Annotated in this window: 22 protein-coding genes; 9 read left to right on the plus strand and 13 right to left on the minus strand. The window is 60.4% G+C overall.

Translation table 11 applies throughout. The features are described from left to right. Positions 1 to 8: 8 nt before the first annotated feature. Genes ACX3P1_RS08885 through ACX3P1_RS08895 form a run of 3 tightly spaced genes read right to left on the minus strand, consistent with a single transcriptional unit; the run spans position 9 to position 4,125 of the window. Positions 9 to 2,012, minus strand: coding sequence for an acetyl-CoA carboxylase biotin carboxylase subunit (locus ACX3P1_RS08885; RefSeq protein WP_459079206.1), 2,004 nt, complete (start codon positions 2,010 to 2,012; stop codon positions 9 to 11). Between the two features lie 11 nt (positions 2,013 to 2,023). Then, positions 2,024 to 3,556, minus strand: a complete 1,533-nt coding sequence (locus tag ACX3P1_RS08890) for an acyl-CoA carboxylase subunit beta (RefSeq protein ID WP_459079207.1) — start codon at positions 3,554 to 3,556, stop codon at positions 2,024 to 2,026. After that, on the minus strand, positions 3,556 to 4,125 hold the full coding sequence (locus ACX3P1_RS08895) for a biotin transporter BioY (protein WP_459079208.1): 570 nt from the start codon (positions 4,123 to 4,125) through the stop codon (positions 3,556 to 3,558). Before ACX3P1_RS08895 ends, ACX3P1_RS08890 begins: the two co-directional genes overlap by 1 nt. 126 nt (positions 4,126 to 4,251) lie before the next feature. Here ACX3P1_RS08895 and ACX3P1_RS08900 point away from each other — a divergent pair, with 126 nt between their 5' ends. Next, positions 4,252 to 5,670, plus strand: coding sequence for a helix-turn-helix domain-containing protein (locus ACX3P1_RS08900; RefSeq protein ID WP_459079209.1), 1,419 nt, complete (start codon positions 4,252 to 4,254; stop codon positions 5,668 to 5,670). A 309-nt stretch (positions 5,671 to 5,979) separates the two neighbouring features. Here the strand turns inward: ACX3P1_RS08900 and ACX3P1_RS08905 are convergent, their stop codons facing one another. Genes ACX3P1_RS08905 through ACX3P1_RS08915 form a run of 3 tightly spaced genes read right to left on the minus strand, consistent with a single transcriptional unit; the run spans position 5,980 to position 8,474 of the window. After that, the gene (locus ACX3P1_RS08905; protein ID WP_459079210.1) at positions 5,980 to 6,669 is read right to left on the minus strand and encodes an MBL fold metallo-hydrolase; all 690 of its coding nucleotides are present in this window, start codon (positions 6,667 to 6,669) and stop codon (positions 5,980 to 5,982) included. Further along, positions 6,666 to 7,367, minus strand: coding sequence for a GntR family transcriptional regulator (locus ACX3P1_RS08910; protein WP_459079211.1), 702 nt, complete (start codon positions 7,365 to 7,367; stop codon positions 6,666 to 6,668). Before ACX3P1_RS08910 ends, ACX3P1_RS08905 begins: the two co-directional genes overlap by 4 nt. A 3-nt stretch (positions 7,368 to 7,370) precedes the next feature. Further along, the gene (locus ACX3P1_RS08915) at positions 7,371 to 8,474 is read right to left on the minus strand and encodes an NAD(P)/FAD-dependent oxidoreductase (protein ID WP_459079212.1); all 1,104 of its coding nucleotides are present in this window, start codon (positions 8,472 to 8,474) and stop codon (positions 7,371 to 7,373) included. Between the two features lie 137 nt (positions 8,475 to 8,611). Here ACX3P1_RS08915 and pcaD point away from each other — a divergent pair, with 137 nt between their 5' ends. The 7 genes from pcaD (at position 8,612) to ACX3P1_RS08950 (ending at position 14,598) form a co-directional block, all read left to right on the plus strand. Beyond that, positions 8,612 to 9,439 (plus strand): 3-oxoadipate enol-lactonase, encoded by an 828-nt coding sequence (gene pcaD / locus ACX3P1_RS08920; RefSeq protein WP_459079213.1) that lies wholly within the window; start codon positions 8,612 to 8,614, stop codon positions 9,437 to 9,439. 33 nt (positions 9,440 to 9,472) lie between these two features. Next, on the plus strand, positions 9,473 to 10,537 hold the full coding sequence (locus tag ACX3P1_RS08925) for a sugar ABC transporter substrate-binding protein (protein WP_459079214.1): 1,065 nt from the start codon (positions 9,473 to 9,475) through the stop codon (positions 10,535 to 10,537). A gap of 82 nt (positions 10,538 to 10,619) precedes the next feature. Next, the gene (locus tag ACX3P1_RS08930; RefSeq protein ID WP_459079215.1) at positions 10,620 to 10,808 is read left to right on the plus strand and encodes a 2-hydroxymuconate tautomerase; all 189 of its coding nucleotides are present in this window, start codon (positions 10,620 to 10,622) and stop codon (positions 10,806 to 10,808) included. A 26-nt stretch (positions 10,809 to 10,834) separates the two neighbouring features. Next, positions 10,835 to 11,587, plus strand: a complete 753-nt coding sequence (locus tag ACX3P1_RS08935; protein ID WP_459079216.1) for an SDR family NAD(P)-dependent oxidoreductase — start codon at positions 10,835 to 10,837, stop codon at positions 11,585 to 11,587. A gap of 48 nt (positions 11,588 to 11,635) precedes the next feature. Then, positions 11,636 to 12,661 carry an ABC transporter permease gene (locus ACX3P1_RS08940; RefSeq protein WP_459079217.1) on the plus strand — a complete coding sequence of 342 codons (1,026 nt, stop codon included), beginning with the start codon at positions 11,636 to 11,638 and terminating at the stop codon, positions 12,659 to 12,661. Between the two features lie 16 nt (positions 12,662 to 12,677). Beyond that, entirely contained in the window at positions 12,678 to 14,177 is a 1,500-nt protein-coding gene (locus ACX3P1_RS08945; RefSeq protein ID WP_459079218.1) for a sugar ABC transporter ATP-binding protein, read from the plus strand. 16 nt (positions 14,178 to 14,193) lie between these two features. Next, the gene (locus ACX3P1_RS08950; RefSeq protein WP_459079219.1) at positions 14,194 to 14,598 is read left to right on the plus strand and encodes a GlcG/HbpS family heme-binding protein; all 405 of its coding nucleotides are present in this window, start codon (positions 14,194 to 14,196) and stop codon (positions 14,596 to 14,598) included. A gap of 56 nt (positions 14,599 to 14,654) precedes the next feature. Here ACX3P1_RS08950 and ACX3P1_RS08955 read toward each other — a convergent pair whose 3' ends face one another. From ACX3P1_RS08955 to ACX3P1_RS08985, 7 genes are read right to left on the minus strand one after another with little or no spacing between them, the layout of a single operon-like run. Continuing rightward, positions 14,655 to 14,831 carry a DMT family transporter gene (locus tag ACX3P1_RS08955; protein WP_459079220.1) on the minus strand — a complete coding sequence of 59 codons (177 nt, stop codon included), beginning with the start codon at positions 14,829 to 14,831 and terminating at the stop codon, positions 14,655 to 14,657. Position 14,832: 1 nt separating this feature from the next. Beyond that, complete coding sequence (locus ACX3P1_RS08960) at positions 14,833 to 15,096, minus strand: DMT family transporter (protein ID WP_459079221.1); 264 nt, start codon at positions 15,094 to 15,096, stop codon at positions 14,833 to 14,835. A gap of 5 nt (positions 15,097 to 15,101) precedes the next feature. Continuing rightward, positions 15,102 to 16,007, minus strand: a complete 906-nt coding sequence (locus tag ACX3P1_RS08965; RefSeq protein WP_459079222.1) for an amidohydrolase family protein — start codon at positions 16,005 to 16,007, stop codon at positions 15,102 to 15,104. A gap of 55 nt (positions 16,008 to 16,062) precedes the next feature. Then, positions 16,063 to 16,497, minus strand: a complete 435-nt coding sequence (locus tag ACX3P1_RS08970; RefSeq protein WP_459079223.1) for a gluconate 2-dehydrogenase subunit 3 family protein — start codon at positions 16,495 to 16,497, stop codon at positions 16,063 to 16,065. Then, on the minus strand, positions 16,494 to 18,161 hold the full coding sequence (locus tag ACX3P1_RS08975) for a GMC family oxidoreductase (protein ID WP_459079224.1): 1,668 nt from the start codon (positions 18,159 to 18,161) through the stop codon (positions 16,494 to 16,496). Before ACX3P1_RS08975 ends, ACX3P1_RS08970 begins: the two co-directional genes overlap by 4 nt. Positions 18,162 to 18,186: 25 nt before the next feature. Continuing rightward, positions 18,187 to 18,612, minus strand: coding sequence for a hypothetical protein (locus ACX3P1_RS08980; RefSeq protein ID WP_459079225.1), 426 nt, complete (start codon positions 18,610 to 18,612; stop codon positions 18,187 to 18,189). Beyond that, the gene (locus ACX3P1_RS08985) at positions 18,609 to 20,243 is read right to left on the minus strand and encodes a GMC family oxidoreductase (RefSeq protein WP_459079226.1); all 1,635 of its coding nucleotides are present in this window, start codon (positions 20,241 to 20,243) and stop codon (positions 18,609 to 18,611) included. Before ACX3P1_RS08985 ends, ACX3P1_RS08980 begins: the two co-directional genes overlap by 4 nt. A gap of 223 nt (positions 20,244 to 20,466) precedes the next feature. Between ACX3P1_RS08985 and ACX3P1_RS08990 the strand changes: the two genes are divergently transcribed. Beyond that, positions 20,467 to 21,234 (plus strand): electron transfer flavoprotein subunit beta/FixA family protein, encoded by a 768-nt coding sequence (locus tag ACX3P1_RS08990; RefSeq protein ID WP_459079227.1) that lies wholly within the window; start codon positions 20,467 to 20,469, stop codon positions 21,232 to 21,234.

Consider the following 21,234-nt stretch of genomic DNA (forward strand, 5'->3'; position numbering starts at 1 on the left):
ATTCGTTCCTACTCGAATTCCATGATGAGTTCATCGACGGCAAGGCTGAGGCCCGCTTGCGCCGCGATGCGCTTCACCGTTGCGCGGCGCTCGGCCCGCAACACGTTCTCCATCTTCATCGCCTCGACGGTGGCCAGCGCCTGCCCCGCCTCGACCTGATCTCCGACATTGACGGCAATGCTGGTGATGACGCCCGGCATCGGGCACAAAAGCATGTTCGAAGTGTCCGGCGGCAATTTCACCGGCATCAGCAAGGCAAGCTCGGCGGCGCGCGGCGTGCGCACATGCGCGACCACATCCATGCCGCGCCAGCGCAGCCGCATGCCGGTGCCGGTCGCCTCCATCTTGATCCCCGCAGGCTCGCCATCAATGACGAAGCGCGCATGAACCCGGCCCGGCAGCCAATCGCTGACGACGCTGACCGAAGGCCCGTCTTCGAACGCGACGGTCGCGCCATCGGCCTGCCCGCCGACGGTGAGCCGGAAGCGGAAGCCGCCCAGCGTCACCGCCCAATCCGAGCCGACCTTGCGCCGGTGGTTGTCCATTCCGCCTGAAATCTGCACCGCGCGCTGTTCGGAGCGCAGGTTCATCAGGGCGGCGGCTGCGGCCAGTTTCTGCGCATCCGCCTCGTCGGGCGCGACGCCGACAAAGCCGTCTGGAAATTCCTCGGCAATGAAGGCAGTGGTTATCCGGCCTTCGCGAAAGCGCGGATGATCCATCACCGCCGACAGGAACGGCAGGTTGTGGCCGATGCCGTCGACCTCGAAATCGTCGAGCGCCTGCGACATGGCGTCGATCGCGGCCAGCCGGTCCGGCGCCCAGGTGCACAGCTTGGCGATCATCGGGTCGTAGTACATCGAGATTTCGCCGCCCTCGAAGACGCCGGTGTCGTTGCGCACGACCGTGCCGTCGTCGCGCGTGCCCTCGACCGGCGGCCGGTAGCGCGACAGGCGCCCGATGGAAGGCAGGAAGCTGCGATACGGGTCTTCCGCATAGAGCCGGCTTTCCACCGCCCAGCCGTTCAGTTTTACGTCCGCCTGGCCAAAGCGCAGCCTTTCGCCAGCAGCGATGCGGATCATTTCCTCGACCAGGTCGATGCCGGTGATCAGTTCCGTCACCGGATGCTCGACCTGAAGCCTTGTGTTCATTTCGAGGAAGTAGAATTTGCGGTCACCATCGACGATGAACTCGACCGTGCCGGCCGAGAAATAGCCGACCGCCTTGCAAAGGGCGACAGCCTGCTCGCCCATCGCCTTGCGCGTCGCGGCGTCCAGGAACGGCGACGGCGCCTCCTCGATGACCTTCTGGTTGCGGCGCTGGATCGAGCATTCGCGCTCGCCCAGATAGACCAGATTGCCGTGCTGGTCGCCCAGCACCTGAATCTCGATGTGACGCGGCCGGGTGACAAATTTCTCGATGAAGATGCGGTCGTCGCCGAAGGAGGCCTTCGCCTCGTTCTTCGACGACTGGAAGCCTTCGCGCGCCTCGGCGTCGTTCCAGGCAATGCGCATGCCCTTGCCACCGCCGCCGGCCGATGCCTTGATCATCACCGGGTATCCGACCGAACCCGCGATTTTGACGGCGTCGTTCGCATCCGCGATCAGGCCCATATGGCCCGGCACGGTCGAGACGCCGGCGGCGGCGGCGATCTTCTTCGAGGTGATCTTGTCGCCCATGGCTTCGATGGCCACCGGCGGCGGCCCGATGAAGGCTACGCCTTCCGCCTTGAGCGCTTCGGCGAAATTGGCGTTTTCCGACAGGAAGCCATAGCCCGGATGCACCGAATCCGCGCCGGTTGCGCGCACCGCGTCCAAAATCTTGCCTATAACGATGTAGGACTGGTTCGACGGCGCGGGGCCGATATGCACCGCTTCGTCGGCCATCTTCACATGCAGCGCCTCGCGGTCGGCATCCGAATAGACGGCGACCGTGGCGATGCCCAGTTTCTTTGCCGTCTTGATGACCCGGCAAGCGATTTCGCCGCGATTGGCGATGAGGATTTTCTTGAACATGTTTCCGGTCCTCAAAGCGGCATCGTGTCGTGCTTTTTCCACCGCGTATCGACGCTCTTGCCGCGCAGGGCGGCGAAGGCGCGCGCGATGCGCTTGCGCGACGAATGCGGCATGATCACCTCGTCGATGAAGCCGCGCTCTGCCGCCACGAACGAATTGGCGAAGCGTTCTTCATATTCCTTGGTCCGGGCAGCGATCTTTTCGGGATTGCCAAGCTCGGAGCGGTATAAAATCTCGGTCGCGCCCTTGGCGCCCATCACCGCGATCTCGGCGGTCGGCCAGGCGTAGTTGACGTCGGCGCCGATATGCTTCGAGGCCATGACGTCATAGGCGCCGCCATAAGCCTTGCGCGTGATCAACGTCACCATCGGCACTGTCGCCTGAGAATAGGCGAATAGCAGCTTGGCTCCGTGCTTGATGACGCCGCCATACTCCTGCGCTGTGCCGGGCAGGAAGCCGGGCACATCGACCAGCGTCAGGATCGGGATCGAAAATGCGTCGCAGAAACGCACGAAGCGCGCCGCCTTGCGCGAGGAATCGATGTCGAGACACCCGGCCAGAACCATTGGCTGGTTGGCGACAACGCCGACCGTCTGGCCTTCGATGCGCATGAAACCGTTGATGATGTTCTTGGCAAATGCCGCCTGGATTTCGAAGAAATCGCCTTCATCGGCGATCGCCAGGATCAGTTCGCGCATGTCGTAGGGTTTTGCGGCGCTGTCAGGCACCAGCGTGTCGAGCCGCATTTCCAGCCGTGACGGGTCGTCGTGGAAGGGCCGTACCGGCGGCTTTTCCCGGTTGTTCAGTGGCAGGAAGTCGAACAGCGCGCGCACCTGCTCCAGCGTCTCGATGTCGTTTTCATAGGCGCCGTCAGCGACCGACGACTTGGTCGTATGCGTGCGCGCGCCACCCAGTTCCTCGGCGGTGACGATCTCGTTGGTGACGGTCTTCACCACGTCCGGGCCGGTGACGAACATGTAGGAGCTATCGCGCACCATGAAGATGAAGTCGGTCATGGCCGGCGAATAGACCGCACCGCCGGCGCAAGGGCCCATGATCACCGAAATCTGCGGCACCACGCCAGACGCATCGGCATTGCGCTTGAACACGTCGGCATAGCCGGCGAGCGAGGCGACACCTTCCTGGATGCGCGCGCCGCCGCTGTCGTTGAGCCCGATGACCGGCGCGCCGTTGCGCACCGCCATGTCCATGATCTTGCAGATTTTCTGTGCATGGGTTTCCGACAGCGAGCCGCCTAGCACGGTGAAATCCTGCGAAAACACATAGACCAGCCGGCCGTTGATCGTGCCCCAGCCGGTGACCACGCCATCGCCTGGCACCTTCTGGCTCGCCATGCCGAAATCGGTGGCGCGGTGGGTGACATACATGTCGTATTCCTCGAACGATCCCTCGTCGAGGAGCACGTCGAGCCGTTCGCGCGCCGTCAGCTTGCCCTTTGCATGCTGGGCGTCGATGCGCTTCTGTCCGCCGCCAAGGCGGGCCTCGGCGCGGCGGGATTCGAGCTGGTCGAGCACGGGGCGCATCAGTTCACTCCCTTTGCCGACAGCCACTTCCAGGCCGCCGGAAAGGCCACCGCCGCGAGCATGGCCTTGGCGATGTCGCCGGGAACGAAAGGGTAGAGGCCGAGGGCCAGCACCGGCTTGTCCCAGCCGATGACGATGCCCAGCCAGAGAAGGCCCGGCACATAGATCACCGAGCCTGCAAGAAGCGCCGCCACCATCGCTGTCACCGGGTTGCGGTCAAAGCCGTGTTTGGCGAGCCACCCCGCCACCAAGGCCACCAGCACAAAGCCAGCCAGGAAACCGCCGGTTGGCCCCATCATATAAGCGAGCCCGATGCCTTGCTCCGGCGTGCCGGCAAAAACAGGCAGGCCTGCCGCGCCTTGCGCCAGATAAAGCATGACCGCGACGGCACCGCGCGTCGGCCCCAGCGCCAGGCCGAGACCGATGGCGAAGAATGTCTGCATCGACATCGGGACCGGGAAGAACGGCACCTGGAATTTCGCGGAAAGCGCCAAAAGGATGGAGCCGGTGAGCACAACGGCAACATCCATCGCGGAGCCGTGTCGGCCAAGGGTGGAGTAAAGGGTCATCAATTCGCATCCGGAAACAGGTTGGGAAGTCTGAGCCTGACCAATAGGGGGATGCGTGCCGCACGGAAACGATTGAAGGGTACGATTGTGTAATGTATCATCTTGCAAATTGGATTTTGCAAACTTGTGAAAACGTCCGCTAGAAAACTCTATATCGGTCGGAAAATCCGCGAAATCCGCGACTCCCATAAGGCGACGCAATCTGCTTTCGCGGAGCGCCTTGGCATTTCCGCCAGCTATCTCAACCAGATCGAGAACAACCAGCGCCCGGTTTCTGCGGCGGTACTGCTAGCGCTCGCGGAAAACTTTCAGATCGACATCGGCGCCATGGCGCTTGGCGACGACGACCGCCTGCTTTCGGCCGTGGCGGAAACACTGACCGACCCGGTCTTCGACAATTACAAACCCAATTTGCAAGAACTGAAGCTGATCACCCAAAATGCGCCGGGTCTGGCCCACGCTCTGATCGCCTGCCATCAGGCTTTTCGGAGAAACAGCGAGCAACTGGCCAGTTTCGATGACGCGCTTGGCAAGAGTTCCTCGCTCACCGAACCCTCATCCTATGAAGAAGTTCGCGATTTCTTCCACTTCGTCGACAATTACATTCACGATCTCGATCTTGCCGCGGAGAAGCTTGCCGGCGAACTGGGCATTTCAGACCGCGATACCAGCGCCATCCTGCCAGCCTATATCGAGCAGGCGCACAAAATTCGCGTCGTCCGGGCTGAACCGGGCGACGACATCATCCGGCGTTTCGATCCAGTGGCGCGGATATTGTACGTCAATCCCTATTCACCGCCCTCGACCCGTAACTTCCAGGTCGCCTTCCAGATTGCCGAACTCGAGATGGAAGAGGTCGTCTCAGGGATCGCCCAACGTGCCAGGTTTCGCACGTCCGAAGCGTTGGAAATCTGCAAGATAGGCCTGCGGAACTATTTCGCCGGTGCACTGACATTACCCTACCAGTCGTTCCTGGCAGCCGCGAAAGAACTGCGCCACGATCTCGAACTGCTGGCCGCGCGCTTCAGTGCCAGCATCGAGCAGGTGGCGCATCGGCTGAGCACATTGCAGCGGCCAGGCCTCAAGGGCGTGCCGATCTTCTTTGCCCGCATCGACCGTGCCGGCAACATCACCAAGCGCCACAGCGCTGCCAAGCTGCAGTTCGCGCGCTTCGGCGCGGCCTGCCCCTTATGGAACGTGCACCAGGCCTTCGAGAGGCCGGGCAGTATCATTCGCCAGCTTGCCGAGACGCCGGACGGCGTGCGCTATCTGTGCGTGGCCACCGACCTCACCAAAGGTGGCGGCGGCTTCAACGCGCCGCAGCGCCGCTATGCCATCGCGCTCGGCTGCGAGGTCACTTATGCCGGCGATTTCGTCTATGCTGACAAGCTCGGCCATGGCAATCGCGCCGCCTTCGATCCGATCGGCATCTCCTGCCGCATCTGCGAACGCACTAACTGCCACCAACGCGCGGTCCCGCCGTTAAACCGAAAACTAGTTGTGGACCACAATCTGAGAGGGACATTGCCCTATCGGATCGATTGAAGGCACGCAGCATATCGAACCCCCTTCCAACTAGGTCGCTCTTAATGCGGAAATATTGACTTGGTAGGACGTCCACAGATGCACCAACGCCCATTGTTCTCAATCTTGGCATGCGGTATCTTCGCTCACCCACCCCGAACCGCCTGTTCGGATTTGGCATCTGTGCCAAAAACAGCCTGCGTTTTTAGAGCGGTCTATTTCGTCCTGATCTCTTGATGGTTACAGGAAGAAAGACATTCTTGCTTTTGGTTATGAACTAACAGGGTTCCTCGGGGCATCCACAACAATGAATGCGCCGATGAAGTTGATCTATCTGACCAGAAGATTAAACGGCACACCATCGTCCCACGAGAAATGGCCGTCCGGTTGTCTTATCAGTTCAGGGAAGTGGCCGGGAACGATGCGGTCGGCGCAAGCGAGAATTCGTCGGATGCTTGCGGTCCCCGTCTCGATTGTGTCGAATGCCATGTCGCAGCGCCCGAGTATGACTTCCTTGATGTATTTGATCGCGTCTCCCGCGATCACGACATGGCCTTTGTCATCCGTGTCAAATTCAAGAGCGTGACATCCTGGCGTATGGCCCGGCGCCGAAAAATGGAAGAGACCGTCCTCCAGCTCGCCTTCGCCTTCGATCAACTCCACGTTTCCTTTGGTGAGATGGTCGAGAACCCCCCATGGCATAAGCAGATCGTCGGGATGAGGATTTTGCGCATACTCCCATTCACGGCGGCTGAGAATGAAGCGGGCTTTTGGAAACAGGTCGATGTTATGCGCGTGATCGAAATGCAGGTGCGAAAGGAAAACTGTCTTGATGTCGGACGGAGCCAGACCGCGTTCGCCGAGTCGCTTTATCAGGCCTAGCCGCGAGATATATCCGCCGGTGTCAAACAACAGCGGTCCCGATTTAGCGTGAATGAGCGTAATGCTCGAAATCCCCAGGAAATCGTCCGCCAAGCGAAGGTTGTTGCCCGGTACGATGACTTCGTAGGTCAGGTTCAAGATGCCTGCCTCTCGTCGATCCAGTCAAGGTCGGACGGCGCGCCGGTCCATCCTCCGTGCGCCCGCTTGTAGGCTTCGAGCGAGGGCTGCATGTGATCGGTCGAGAGCTTGATGAACCCTTCGCGGTCGCCGGTCTTCAGCATTTCGATCATTCGCCCGTGTTCGGACCGGGCGAGTTTCAAAAGGGTGGCGTCGCCGATGCCGTAGCATCGGATGCCCAGTGTCTCTATCCAGATTCGGTCGATTAGGCCGCTCAAGCAGGCGTTTCCGCAGGCGGCCCAGATCGTTCGGTGGAAGCGGTTGTTCAGCGAGCAGACCTTCTGCAATTCGTCGTTGTCATGAGCCAGGCAGTAGTCACGATGGATCGCCTCGAGTTCATCGATCAATTCCTTCGGCGCAGGCATGGGGATCCGACGCCCAGCTTCTGACTGCAAGAGCGCTCGGATGTCGTAGATCTGGTCGATCTCTTCGACGGAGAAATCCCGCACGGTGACGCCCTTGTTCGGGCGCCTCGTCACCAGCCCGAGTTGCTCGAGCTCCATCATTGCGGCACGGACCACGTGGCGGGAAACATCGAACTGTGCGGTGATGTCTTCCTCGATCAGCCGTTCGCGAGGACGCAGGCGCCCGAAAATGATTTTCTGCTTAATGAAGTCGACGATCTGAGCCGCGTTCTGGCTGTTCTTATTCGGGGTCATTTTCTAACTCCAACCAAGTTTTTTGGCTGCGTGATCGGCAAGCGCGAGCGATGCGGTTAATCCGGGTGATTCGATGCCGAAGAAGTTCACAAGACCTTCAATACCATGATCCGTCGGCCCTTCGACCAGGAAGTCGGCGTCTCCGCTGCCGGGGCCGCTGACTTTGGGTCTTATGCCGCTGTAGGTGCAACTGAGTTCTCTGTCCATTATTCCCGGCCAAAACGGTGTGACGGCGGCGTAAAAATTGTCCCTGAGGCTTGCGTCGGGAGTATAATCGACTTTGTCCACCCAATGAAGGTCCGGGCCTAGCCGCATCCGGGCGGACAGGTCAAGGGTCACATGGACGCCGAGACCGCCCTCGACGGGCAGAGGGTAGACTAGGTGCGAAAAAGGCGTTTTGCCCGAGACCGAGAAATAATTGCCTTTGGCCAGGAAGCGCGGCGGAATGCGATTGGGGGGATAGCCTTCGGTGTTACGGGCAATTTCCTGTGCGCCGAGGCCGGCGCAGTTGATCACGCTTCTGCACTCAAGCACCATATCTTCGCTGCCTGATGTCCTAACCCCAAAACCTGCCTTGCGGCACGCAATGCCGGTGACACAGGTGCGCAAGACACATTGTGCGCCATGGGCTTCGGCATCGCCCTGGAGGGCCAGCATCAGGGTGTGGCTATCGACAATGCCGGAAGATGGCGAATAAAGCGCCGCGAAACACTCCACTTCCGGTTCCATGCGACGCGCATCTGCCCTGTCCAGAAAGATGACATCGCCGACGCCATTTGCTGTGGCTCGTTTTTGCAATGCCTCCAGCATAGGAATCTGGGTCTCCGAAACGGCCACGATCAATTTACCGATGGCCTTGGCTGGAACATTGCGCTGTTCGCAATAGGCATAGAGCGCCTCACGTCCTGAAACGCAAAGCCGAGCCTTCAGACTGCCAGGAACGTAATAAAGCCCTGCATGGACCACTTCCGAATTCCGCGAGGATGTGTGCGTGCCGATCGCATCGGATTCCTCGATGAGCAAGACCTCTTTTCCCAGCATCGCCAATCGTCGGGCAACAGCCAGTCCGACGATCCCGGCACCGATGACTATTGTTTCGACGTCCATGTGTTCTCCCATGCTGATGAGTAATTGGCCATATGTCGGCAAAAGACGCAACAAAATTGTTGACAAGATTGTTAGCATGAAATCAGATGGCGAGAAGCACGTTATAGCGACGGCGCTTTCGACGAGGGAGGCCAGGTTTGAAGCGACTGCGGGTCAACGGTATTTTTGTCCAAGTGGACGAAAAGGGGTCACCGGATTCGCCTGTGGTGGTTCTGGCCAATAGCCTCGCCGCAGACATGACGATGTGGGCAAAGCAGGCCGAAGTGCTGGCTGAAAACTACCGCGTCGTGCGCTTCGATGCCCGCGGCCATGGCCAGACTGAGGCGACCGCCGGAGACTACACGCTCGATCTTCTGGCGGACGACGCTCTTCGGCTCCTGGACGTCCTCGATATAGAGCGGATGAATTTTGTCGGACTTTCGCTGGGCGGGATGATCGGGCAGGTCCTGGCGGCTCGCGCTCCCGACCGTGTCGAAAGCCTCGTCTTGTGCGCGACATTTGCTTCCGCACCATCCGACCTCTGGAACGAGCGCGTGTTGGCTGCACGATCGACGGGCATCGGCCCGATGGTGGAGGCGACCGTCGACCGATGGCTGACGCTGGGCTTCCGGGCGGCCCATCCCGATGTGACCGACGCGGTGCGCCAGATGGTGGGCAGGACCTCGCCGCAGGGCTATGCAGGGTGTGCAGCGGCCATCCGCGACATGAACCTGGAGGGGGTCGCCGAAATGATTTCGGTGCCGACCCTTCTTATCGCGGCGGCGCAGGATATTTCGGCCACGCCGGAATCGATGCAGGCTTTGGGAGAGCGCATAGACGGCGCGCGCTTCGCCCTTCTGGAGGATGCCGCACACCTTTTCACGATGGAGCAGCCTGACCGCGCGACACGGCTCATCGCCGAGTTTCTCGATGAGTTAGGCGGCCTGGAATTGGAGACAGGCGGATCGGAGCAAACCGTCCGCTAAAAGAGGCCCGACAGGGTGTCAATGGAGGAAGCAATGTCTGAAGATAATAAGAATGAGACGGCTGTTACAGGGGTGAGCCGCCGTCGCTTTTTGACGGCAACCGGAGGAACGCTGGCTGCCGCTAGCTTGCTGAGTTCCACGCTGGCCAAGCCGGCTTTTGCCCAGTCGGGCAAGAAGGTGCGCGTGGGCCTTGGCCTGAACTATGGTCCCTTCAACCAGCCTTGGCGTCGCGGCTGCTATACGCTGATCAAGAAGGTGGTCGAAGCGGGCGGTGAGGTCGTGACCGTGCGCGGTACGCCGAGCAAGCAGAGTGAGCAGGATTCGGCCCGCACCCTTCTGGACCGCGAAATCGACGTTCTGGTTCTGGGCATCTACTCGCTCGAATCCGAAACCGCCTATCTGGTGGATGAAGCCCAGAAGCGCGGCATCAAGACGGTCGGCTTCGCCGTTCCCGTCAAGGATTCGGCCTTCGTAACCGAGGACACCTACGCAACCGGCTCGACGCTCGCCTATCACGTGCAGAACGTCACGGGCCGCCAGGGAACCTTTGTCCAGACGGCGGAAAGCAAGGGCTTTTATACGCCCTTCGATCAGGAAGCCGATCAGTTCTCCCTCATGGCGACCTACGAGCCGCGGATGAAAATCCTGCCATTCATGTCCGGCAGCGTCTCGACGCAGGACCAGATTTCGAAAGGCCGTGATAACGTCCTGTCGCTGCTCCAGGCCAACCCGGAGCCAGGTTCGCTCACCGGTATCATTTCCTGGTGGTGGCCTTTGTCGATCGGGGCCGCGCAGGCGCTTAAGCAGATGAACCGTACGGACGTGCGCATCTTCAACCATTACTGCTCGAACCAGTTGCTGGAAGAGATGGTGCGACCCGAATCGCCGATCGAGTATTCGACCGACGTGCCTTGGCACCTGATGGGCGAGCAGGTAGCCGACATCGCGATCAAGCTTGGCCAGGGCGAGACAGTGCCTCCTTACCAGAGCCGCGTTCCCGTCACCGTGATCCCCAAAGACCAGGCGAGCAAGGCTCTGGCTGAGATCCAGAAGATGGACGAAGAGGCTATTGCCTTCCTGAAGCCATACGGGGGCTAAGCCCTTTGCGAAAAGGGCCGGGCAATTGTTGCCCGGTCCTTCCAATCGGAATCGAATAAGAACCATACATGGAGGGCATCAATTGCCTGTGGTACAAGTAAACATCAAGGATGGGCGAACCATTGACCAGAAGCGCGAGATCGTGCGGCGCATGACGGAAGTTCTCGTCGATGTCTGCGGATCGGCCGAAGAGCGCGTACATGTGATCATCAATGAAGTCGATGAAGACAGTTGGGGCCGCGGCGGCCAACTTCTGTCCGATATGAAATAGCAGAGCCACGGCTGGAGACCTCGATCATGACCGGACGTCTTGCGGGAAAACGCATCATCATCACCGGAGCGGTTAGCAATATCGGCAAGGAGGCTGTCAAAAGCTTCGTGGCCGAGGGCGCTCGCGTCGTCATCGGCGACCGCGACGACGCCGGCGCCGAGACGGCGCGCGAGTTCGGCGCATCGGTCCACTTCATCAAGGTCGATGTCACCTCCGAAGACAGCGTGCGCAACCTGATCGATCAAGGTGTTGCCTGGCTGGGCGGGCTGGACGTGCTGTGCCAGAATGCCGGCCTTCAGCATTCCGGCGCCGTTACCGGGTTCGATGCGGCCAAATGGGATGCGCTGTTCGCGGTCAATTCGCGCGCTCATTTCTTTGGAGCGAAGTATGCGATCCCGCACCTCAAGAAGAACGGCAAGGGCTCGATCATCAACACCTCGTCGCTGGCCGGCAAGCGCGGCGGTTCGGGCTTGACGGCCTATTCCGCATCGAAAGGCGCGGTCATTGCCTTCACCACGGCCCTCGCCATGGAATTGGCCGCCGACAATATCCGCGTCAACGCAATCTGCCCCGGTTGGGTGGATACGGCGTTCAACCAGCCCGCGATCAATTTCATGGGTGGTGCCGACGAGCAGGCAAAGGTGGTTTCCGCCGTCGTGCCGCTGGGCCGGCAGGCCGTCTCGAGTGAGATCGCCCCGCTTTTCGTCTACCTGGCATCGGACGAATCTTCCTACATGACAGCGCAGTCGATCACGATCGACGGCGGCGTCTACAATTAATTCCAGAATGCGTGTTGAATGAGCCCGCATCGCGGCTCGGAGGTCGATATGGCAGAGTCAGCCCTGGAAGCAAGCCCTGTGAAAGCTCAGGCGCAGGGGAGTTCGAATGATCGGAAAACCCCGTTTATTGTCAGTTTCCTGCGCCGCTGGGGAACCATCGCCGTTATCGTGGCCACGGGGATCGGCTTCGCGCTGGCATCGCCCTATTTCCTGACGTTGTCGAACTTCAACAACATTCTGTTTTCAATGATCATCAGCTGTCTGGTTTCGGTTGGACTGACCTTTGTGGTCGTCGGCGGCAGCTTCGATCTTTCGGTCGGGCTCACCGTCACCACCAGTTCCATCGTCACGGCTTTTCTCATACCGGTGGTCGGGCCATGGGCGGCAATCGTCGGTGCGCTTTGCGTCGGCGCGCTTATCGGCCTGACAAATGGCTTCCTGGTCACCTACGGACGGCTGTCGGGGATCGTGGTGACACTCGGCATGATGTTCGTACTCGGGGGCATCAACATATTCCTGACCGACGGATATCAGATCGCGGTCGATTACGGCGAAACCGCCTTCCGCTTCATTGGCCAGGGCAAGATCGGCTTCGTCGCCTTCCCGGTCCTGATTTTGCTGGGGGTCGTGGCCATCATGCATATCGTGGCGACCCGCACCAAACCTGGTCATTACATCATCGCCGTCGGCGACAACCCGATGGCAGCATATTACTCCGGCGTCAAAGTCTATAGCTGGCTGATCCTGGCGTTTGTGTTCGCGGGCCTTATGTCGGCGATCGGCGGTGTCATCCTAACTTCGGTTTCGACGTCCGCGCAGCCCGTGGGCGGCGAAGGATACTTGCTGGAGGCTTTCGCCGCCGTCTTCCTTGGCGCGACCGTTCTCGGCAAGGGCAAGCCGCATGTGTTTGGCACGCTGCTCGGTGTCTTCTTCATCTACATGGTCAATTCCGGGATGAATATGGTCGGCTTTCCCTTTGCCGCGCGCCAGCTCTTTTCGGGCCTCATCCTCATCCTTGCCGTTGGCGCGAATGCGATGCTGAACCGCGAAGAAATCCACCTCAAGTTCATCTGAGCCATCGGAGGCCGAAATGTCGGAATGGCTGCTTGAGGTTCGCAACCTCGTCAAGGACTTCAGCGGGACCACGGTTCTCAAGGGCATAGACCTCGGATTTCGCCGCGGTGAGGTACACGGCCTGCTGGGCGAGAACGGCGCGGGCAAGTCGACGCTGATCAAGATACTGACCGGCGTCTATGGGGCGAGCAGCGGGGAGATCCTGCTTGACGGTCAAGCCGTACGCATTGCCAGCCCGCTGGATGCGCACCGGTTGGGCTTGGGCGCGGTGTATCAGGATGCGGAGCTTATCGGCGGCTTCACGGTTGGGCAAAATGTCCTGCTCGGCAACGAACCCGGCAAAGGCCTGATGAATGACCGCGAAATTCACAGACAGGCCAAGGCCATCTTCGACGAAATCGGCATCGATATCGACGTGCATTGGCAGGCGAAGTCGCTGTCGGCGGCCGAGATGCAGCTTGTTATGCTCGGCACGCTTTTCCACCGTAAATACAAGGTTATCGTCCTCGACGAACCGACGTCGCGCCTGTCAGCGTCCGAAGTGGAGCTTCTGTTCAAGATCATCCAGAATTTCCTCTCGCAGGGCATTACGATTATCTACATTTCGCACCGCCTGGCGGAGATCAAGCGTATCTGTGACCGCGTGACCATTCTGCGTGGCGGCATGGTTTCGGCAACCCTGGACCGGGACGAGATCAGCGAGGAACGGGTCACCGAATTGATGGTGGACCGAAGCCGGAGCGAGCTTGAGACCTACAATACCGGCCATTCCAAGCCCGAAGTGGTGCTTGAATTGGATGGGCTTCAGACAGACAAGCTGCAGCCGCTTTCACTCAAGGTACATGCCGGCGAAGTCTTGGGTATAACCGGCCCGGTAGGCGGCGGAATGGAACAAATAGAGCTGGCGCTTGGCGGAATCCTGCGCAGTTCGGGCGTCATCCGGATAGATGGCAAGGCTGCGGAGATCGCAAACCCGCCGGCTGCACGCGCGGCGGGTGTGGCGATCATCCCCGAAGACCGGCGCAAGCAAGCACTGTTTCCCAATCTAACGATGGCCGACAACATCTGCCTGCCGGTCCTGTCGAGCCTGTCGAGGCTTGGGCTCGTGCTTGGACGGCAAAAGGCGGCCTATGGCACCGAGGTGATGAACCAGTTGAACGTCAACCCTCGCCAGCCCAACACGGCGGTAAAGTTCTTTTCCGGAGGCAATCAGCAGAAGGCGGTCATCGGCAAATGGCTGAAGGCCAGTGCTCGCGTCTATGTCTTCGTCGAGCCGACCTCCGGGGTGGATGTGGGGGCGATCAAAGAAATCTACGACATCATCCTGCGCATGGCCGAAAGCGGCGCGGCGGTGATCGTCATCTCGTCCTCGACCAAGGAAATCCTGTCGCTTGCAGAGCGGGTCCTGGTGATCCGTAACGGCGCGGTGGTTCACGACGCGCCGAAGACGGCCTGCAATTACGACCAGCTACTCGCGATCTCCATGGGGGGACGCGGAACTGAAATCGCAGCTTAACATCAAGGAGAATGATATGACGATTACTACCGATCAGGTACTCGCCGGGCTTCAGGCCGCATTGAAGAAGGCGCGCGAATTGAATTCGCCGTCGAGCATCAGCATTGTCGATGATGGGCGCAACCTTCTGGGTTTCGTGCGTATGGATGGCGCGCTTTTGGCGAGCATCGAAATTTCGCAGGGCAAAGCCTACACCGCGCGTTCGATGAACATGAAGACCGGCGACGTGATGGCTCTGGTTCAGCCGGGGGCGCCGCTCTATGGCATGGAGAATTCACATCGCCAGCCGCTGGTCGTCTTCGCTGGGGGGGTGCCGATTACCCGCAAGGATCAGGTGATCGGGGCTGTCGGCGTTGCCGGCGGCATGCCGCCGGATGACGAGGCGATCGCCAGCGCCGCCGCCGCCGCCATCGCCGGCTGATGACATCAGGCAGGGCTGACGTGGACAGTGTCCGCGTCGGCCCTGCCTTTTTTTTATTATCCGCGAACGACGATGACCGCGCCTGCGACCACCAGGCATGCTCCCAACAGGCGAAACAGGGTCAGCGGATGGCCGACCGCGCCGAGCAGACCGAAGCGGTCGACAATAAGTGCCGCCGCGATCTGCCCTACGATGATCAGGCAAATGGCCGAGGTGGTGCCGATAGCGCCCACGCTAACAATCGAACCGACGATATAGACGGCACCCAGCGCCCCCCCCGACCCAGGCCCAGAGCGGGATGGCCGAAACCTGCCCGAGCGAGGGCAAAGGATGGTTCATGCCCAGTTGAATCAGCGCAAGCACGAGGGCTGAAACGACAAAGGAAATGTTCCCGGCCAGGAAAGCGCCGCCGACGCCCGCCGACAAGCGTCCGTTGATCAACGCCTGGATGGGCAGCACCGCACCGGCCGCCAATGCCATCAGGATGTATTTGTGCATCGGCTTTAGCCTTCGTGAGCGGTATGGGTGGGCATGACCGACTCAAATCCATAAAGTCGCTCTGCGTTCGTAACGAAAAGCTTCTGACGGATATCCGGATCGGAAACCCAGCCGAGCGCCATGTCGGTCAGATCGCCATCATTCGGCATCGGAACCGCGATCGAAGGATGCGGCCAATCGCTTGCCCACAGGATGCGTTCTGGATTTGCGGAGACAAGGGCTTCGGCAAAGGGTGCGACATCGCTATAGGGCGGCGGTGTATGCTGCGCCGTGATGCGGTAAGCCCCCGAAAGCTTGACCCACGCACGCCCCTCGCGGACAAGCTCGAGTAGGGCCTGAAACCCGGAATTCCCGGTTCCCTTGTGCGTGGGTATATGGCCCAGATGATCGAACACCACTGGTATGTCGAGCGCTTCGATATTGCCTGCGAGATCGTCGATCTGGGATATGTCGGCCAGGAATTGCAGATGCCAACCGAGATGCCTAACCCGGTCTGCCAGAGGTTTGGCGATGGAAAAACCGGCCTTGGCCGTGAACACCGGATTGATGCGCACGCCGCGTATGCCCTGTTCATGCAGACGAACAAGTTGGCTTTCCGGCAATCCGGGATCGATGACGGTAATGCCGCGCATGGGCATTGTCGCTTCGCGCATGGCGGCCAGGATTCGGCTGTTGTCGAAGCCGTAGACGCTAGGCTGCACCGCAACGGCGCGGGAAAAGCCGAGCAGACCTGCCAGATGTTCGTATTGAGCTAAGCTCGCGTCGGGCGGGGTGTACCCACGGGCCGAATCGAAGGGATAGTCCTCGATCGGGCCGAAGACATGGAAATGCGTGTCGATTGTGCCGATCGGCAGCTTCGTGCGCGGTGCGCGCGGCCGAGGATCGGCGGGTTCGCAGCGAGGTATTGTCACCCATGGACCTTCATGAAAAGGGTCGCGCGACACAGGCCGCGCGACCGGTAAAGGTTCAAGTCGCAGGGGTCGGGCGGTAGAACGAACCTCGGCGGGCAACGCGTTCCAGCATATGGTCGGTCAGATAATCAGCGACTTCGCGCGGATCGTAGGTCAAGGATTCCTGACCCGGATAACCAAGCACTGTGCGTACATCCGGCGCCATATAGTAGCCTCCGGACGCGGCCAAGCTTATGGCGTTAAAAGCGTCGGAGTCGTCTCGGTAAAGCGTATTGACGCTTTTCGAAAGCGAGTTCGCATCGATCCTGGCAAGGCCGCGCAGGAATGCCTCGACCAGGTCGGGCCTGAACCCCAGCACATCGTCGAGCAGTTTCTGGTGCACGCCGACAGTGGTTGCTGCAGGAAATTTTTTGTAAGCCGGTATCAGCATATCGGCGACCTGACCGAAGAGGGTACGCATTTCCGGCGTGAGTTTTGCGGCGGACATCATGCGGCCTCCTGGTTGCGACGTTCGGCGATCATGCGCCGGGTCTGGCGCAGTGCGACGGTCATGATGGTGGCCGTCGGGTTAAGCCCTCCAGAAGTCGGGAATGTGCTTCCGTCGAACACGAACAGGTTCGGGACGTCGTGTGTCTGACCCCACTCGTTGACCACTGATGTTTCGCGATCCTTGCCCATTACACAGGTTCCAAGCAGATGCCATCCCGTGTCGGGCATCTGGTGCACGACCGAAGTCTCGATTGCGCCTCCGGCGTTACAAGCTTCGACGCAGCGCTCTTCGTGGAATTTCAGCATATTCTCCGAATTCTGCGAAACCTTGTAGATGAGCTTTGGCGCGGGAATTCCGTCCGTGTCGGTCAGGTCAGGGTCCAGAAGCACCTGGTTCGATTCTTCGGGCAGATCCTCGCCGATGATCCCCCAGACCATGGTGTGGCCGAAGCGGCGCGTCACAAGATCATGCAGGTTGGTGCCCCACATATCCTCGACCTGCGCATTTGGGTCGGTGAAAACCTTGGAGCCGACAAAACTAGTCGCCCCCAACGGGCCGCCGCCGGGCATAGCGCCCCACTTTGCACCGCGCACAAAACCCCGGCTTTCATCGGTCTCGTAGAATTCATATGACGATACGTTCTGCCCGAACGGCCCGCGCCAGGACTCCAGATCCTCTTCGAAGGTTGCCTGCACCGCCGAGAAGGGGTGCATCATGAGCCGTTTGCCGACAAGGCCGCTGGAATTCGCCAGCCCGTCCGGGAAGCGCGCCGATTTCGACAGTTGCAGGAGGCGCGGCGTGCCGATGCCGTTTGCACACAGGATCACGGTGTGGGCCTTCTGGTGCCGCTCGCGACCGTTTTCATCGATATAGATGGCGCCGGTAGCAAGACCCCGGTCATCGACGGTGATTTCGCGCACGCGCGCGCCGGTGACCAGCCTTGCCCCGGCCTTGAGAGCGTGCGGCCAATGCGTGATGTCGGTGGTGGATTTGGCGCCTTCGGGGCAGCCGCTCATGCAGGTGCCACGCCGCACGCAGGCATTGAGGCCGTTATAGGCAACCGAGGGGATGGCGTTGGTACCGGGCCACCAATGCCAGCCCATCTTGTCCATGCATTCGGCAGCCTTGCTGCCGACCTTGCCGATCGGCAGCGCCGGCGTCGGATAGGCCAGCTTCGGCGGGTAGGCCGGATTGCCGCCAAGGCCCGATACGCCGACCTCGTGCTCGATGACTTCCAGATAGGGCAGGAGGTCCTCGTAGGAAAACGGCCAGTCGTCGGCCACGCCGTCGAGCGTTTTCACCTTGAAATCCGAAGGCATGAACGGCGTCCAGTGGCCCGCGTACAGCGTGGCGCTGCCGCCGACGCCGCAGAACATTAGCGGATTGACGTCGGATTCAGAGGTGTTGATCGGATAGTCGCGCGGCATGTCGCGGAAGTTGGGGTTAGGGTGCCACTGTTTCTGTGTCACCAGTTCCCATTCTGGTCGTCGGCCGGGATAGCGATTGGCGTCGGGCATATGTCCCTGTTCCAAGGCGACCACCTTGAACCCGGCCTGTGCCAGATGCTTTGCGGTTACCGAGCCGGATGGTCCGGCCCCTATGATCAAGACATCTGCGATTTCGTCCCGACCGGCCCGAGCGCCGGACAGTGGTGTGGTAGCCATAACTTCCTCCCTGGAATGCGGTTGATTATTTCGGTGTCGGCCGGAAAATGGGACCCCGGTCGATCACTTGTTGCAGCATGCCGTTTTTCACGTAAGGCGGGACGGCGTCGGGATCGCTTTCGGGACGGCTTTGCTGTCCCGGATATCCGATCAGTTCACGAACCGGGGGCATCATGTAGTAGCCGGCGGAGGCAACCAGCCCGATGGCCGAAAGGGCGGCAGCATCGGTCTGGTTCAAGTCGTTCGCGGCCTCGGATGCATCGCGACCCGCCGCCTTTTTCAGGCCGCGCATGAAATTCTCGCGCAAATCCGGTCGTAGCCCCAGAATGTGGTCGAGCATGTCGCCCTGCACATTCATCTCGCTGGCGGAAGGCATGCCCTCCGCATTCGGAATCAGCACGTCGGCGATGGCCGCGAACGTATCGCGCAGGGATTGGTCGAACTGGCTCATGCTGCCACCTTTTGGTTGCGACGATTGGCGATGAGATTTTTAACGCAGCGTAAGGCGACAGCCATGATCGTGCCGGTCGGATTGAATCCAGACGAGGTAACAAAGACGCTGCCGTCGTAGATGTAGAGGTTGGGCACGTCGTGGGATTGCCCGTACTGGTTGACCACCGACCGCTCCGGATCGGTGCCCATCCTGGCTGTGCCCATCAAATGCCAGCCGCAATCGCGCATCAGCGGGGTCGTGGAAATGTCGGTGGCGCCGGCGGCAAGCATTGCCTCCTTGGCCCGCTCCAGATGGAAATCGATCATCTTCCTGGTGTTGTCGGAGTTCTTGTAGATAATCTTGGGTGCCGGAATTCCGTCGCTGTCCTTCAAGACAGGATCGAGAACGACGGCGTTTGCTTCATCGGGAAGGTCTTCGGCGATGATTCCCCATTCGAATGCACGGCCGAACACCTTGCGGGTATTGCGGTGCAGGTTTGCGCCCCAGGCCTCCTCCAACGGCTTGCCGCCATAGGCTGCTCGCATGCCCAGCGGGCCGCCGGAGGGCATGACCTGCCACTTGGCGCCGCGCACGAAGCCGCGCGCCTTGTCCGTCTCATAGAATTGCATCGACTGGATGGTCTGGCCGGCCGGCCCGAGCCAGCTTTCCAGGGGGTCGTCGAAATAGCCGGTGACAGCCGCATAGGGGTGCATCATCAGGTTCTTGCCGACTAGCCCCGAGGAATTGGCGAGGCCTTTGGGGAAGCGGTCAGACTTCGACAGTTGCAGCAGGCGCGGCGTGCCGATGCCGTTGGCGCAGACGATCACGATCTGCGCCTTCTGGTGCCGCTCGCGTCCCTGGCGATCGATATAGGTTGCGCCATTGGCGAGCCCTTCGCTATCGACCGTGATTTCGCGCACGCGCGCGCCAGTGATCAAAATCGCACCATTCTTGACAGCGTCTGGCCAATGGGTGTGGTCTACCGACGCCTTTGCCCGTTCCGGGCAGCCCGTCAGGCAGGTACCCCACCGCACGCACTGGTTGCGGCCGCCGTAGGGCTTGGAGGGAATAGAGTTGGGGGCGGGCCACCAATGCCAGCCGAGCTTGTTCATGCCTTCGGCGGCCTTCATCCCGATCTTGCCGATCGGCAGCGGTGGCAGCGGCGCGGCTTTTCCCGGGGGATAGGCCGGATCGCCGTTAAGGGCGGAAGTGCCCATTTCCACGTCCATCTGTTCGTAGAACGGCTCAAGTTCTTCATAGGTGAAGGGCCAATCGTCGGCGACGCCATCCAGCGTCTTTACTCGGAAATCCGAAGGCATAAACCGCTGCCAGTGGGCCGCATAAAGGATCGTGCTGCCGCCAACCGCGCTATACATCAGCGGATTCACGTCCGATTCCGACGTGTCCACTGGATAGTCCTGCTCCAGGTCGCGGACATTGGGATTGGGATGCCAGCGCTTCTGCGACATCAGTTCCCATTCCGGCTTGTTGCCCCAGAATTCCGAATTATCGACGCGGCCACCTTGTTCGAGGCAGACAACCTGGATGCCGTTTTCCGCAAGATGTTTGGCCGCCACGGCGCCGGATGCCCCCGCGCCTATGATCAGCACATCGGCTATCTTGGGTGGCTTGTTGACCGTCGTTGTCATTCGGCTTCCTCCTGTGATTTGTGTAGGCGCGGCGCGGTGCTGTCGCTCTCCCGACACGCACCTTTGCACAGCAAATCAATCATGACAATAATGTTGACATTATCGTTGACATTTTTGATAGGGGGCTCTTCTATGCTCCGGCGGTCCGATGACGGCACCGTTTACGGGGCGGTCGAACATGCGTGCGCAGCGCTATCCTGTGCGATTTTAGGGAAGAGGTCGAATGCATATTGCGGTTATATTGCGTATCGTACCGGATCTGGCCGAAGAGCTGGAGATCGCCGAGAACGGGACCGAAATTGACCGGGAATGGGTCGGGCTGAAGCTGAACGAATTCGATGACCATGCGCTCGAAGAAGCCGTCCTGATCAAAGAACAGGCCGGTGCCCGGGTTACCGCGATTGCGATGGCGGGTGACGGTGCCGAGCGACAGTTGCAGACGGCAATCGCGCGTGGCGCCGACGACGCTATCCTGGTGCAGCACGACCTGGAAGGGGTGGTCGGATCGCGCACCGTCGCGCACCTGCTTGTTTCGGTTCTGAAGAATCTAGGCGCGGACGTTGTCATGACCGGCGTGCAGACGCCGGAGGACGTGTTCGGCCAGTTGGCTCCCTTTGTGGCGGGCGCGTTGGGGTGGCCGACATTGAACGCCGTCAACGGAATAAGCCTCGCAGAGGGAACCATGACCGTCAATCAGGAATACAGCGGCGGTCATTCGGCGCGCTTCGCCGTGACGCCCCCTGTGGTTCTCGGCATCCAGACCGCATCGAAGCCGCCGCGCTATGTTTCGGGCAGCAAGCTGCGCCAGGCTGCGTCGGCAACCATCGAGACCGTGACCTCCGCCGTTCCCGACGGTTTCGACGCCCAGTCCGTGTCGCGCCTGAGTGTACCGGAGCGTGGGACGCGGGCCCAGATGATCGACGGAAAGGCGGAGCAAGTTGCTGAAAAGCTTGTAGACTTGCTCGCGGAACGCGGATTGGTGGGAGCCTGA

Source organism: Mesorhizobium sp. A623 (assembly GCF_054489405.1).

Bases quoted from the DNA above. Each gene is read 5' to 3' on its own strand.
- ACX3P1_RS08885 (WP_459079206.1), bottom strand. From the start codon at position 2,012: ATGTTCAAGAAAATCCTCATCGCCAATCGCGGCGAAATCGCTTGCCGG.
- ACX3P1_RS08890 (WP_459079207.1), bottom strand. From the start codon at position 3,556: ATGCGCCCCGTGCTCGACCAGCTCGAATCCCGCCGCGCCGAGGCCCGC.
- ACX3P1_RS08895 (WP_459079208.1), bottom strand. From the start codon at position 4,125: ATGACCCTTTACTCCACCCTTGGCCGACACGGCTCCGCGATGGATGTT.
- ACX3P1_RS08910 (WP_459079211.1), bottom strand. From the start codon at position 7,367: ATGACCCCGAATAAGAACAGCCAGAACGCGGCTCAGATCGTCGACTTC.
- ACX3P1_RS08915 (WP_459079212.1), bottom strand. From the start codon at position 8,474: ATGGACGTCGAAACAATAGTCATCGGTGCCGGGATCGTCGGACTGGCT.
- ACX3P1_RS08925 (WP_459079214.1), top strand. From the start codon at position 9,473: ATGTCTGAAGATAATAAGAATGAGACGGCTGTTACAGGGGTGAGCCGC.
- ACX3P1_RS08935 (WP_459079216.1), top strand. From the start codon at position 10,835: ATGACCGGACGTCTTGCGGGAAAACGCATCATCATCACCGGAGCGGTT.
- ACX3P1_RS08940 (WP_459079217.1), top strand. From the start codon at position 11,636: ATGGCAGAGTCAGCCCTGGAAGCAAGCCCTGTGAAAGCTCAGGCGCAG.
- ACX3P1_RS08945 (WP_459079218.1), top strand. From the start codon at position 12,678: ATGTCGGAATGGCTGCTTGAGGTTCGCAACCTCGTCAAGGACTTCAGC.
- ACX3P1_RS08950 (WP_459079219.1), top strand. From the start codon at position 14,194: ATGACGATTACTACCGATCAGGTACTCGCCGGGCTTCAGGCCGCATTG.
- ACX3P1_RS08960 (WP_459079221.1), bottom strand. From the start codon at position 15,096: ATGCACAAATACATCCTGATGGCATTGGCGGCCGGTGCGGTGCTGCCC.
- ACX3P1_RS08970 (WP_459079223.1), bottom strand. From the start codon at position 16,497: ATGATGTCCGCCGCAAAACTCACGCCGGAAATGCGTACCCTCTTCGGT.
- ACX3P1_RS08975 (WP_459079224.1), bottom strand. From the start codon at position 18,161: ATGGCTACCACACCACTGTCCGGCGCTCGGGCCGGTCGGGACGAAATC.
- ACX3P1_RS08980 (WP_459079225.1), bottom strand. From the start codon at position 18,612: ATGAGCCAGTTCGACCAATCCCTGCGCGATACGTTCGCGGCCATCGCC.
- ACX3P1_RS08985 (WP_459079226.1), bottom strand. From the start codon at position 20,243: ATGACAACGACGGTCAACAAGCCACCCAAGATAGCCGATGTGCTGATC.
- ACX3P1_RS08990 (WP_459079227.1), top strand. From the start codon at position 20,467: ATGCATATTGCGGTTATATTGCGTATCGTACCGGATCTGGCCGAAGAG.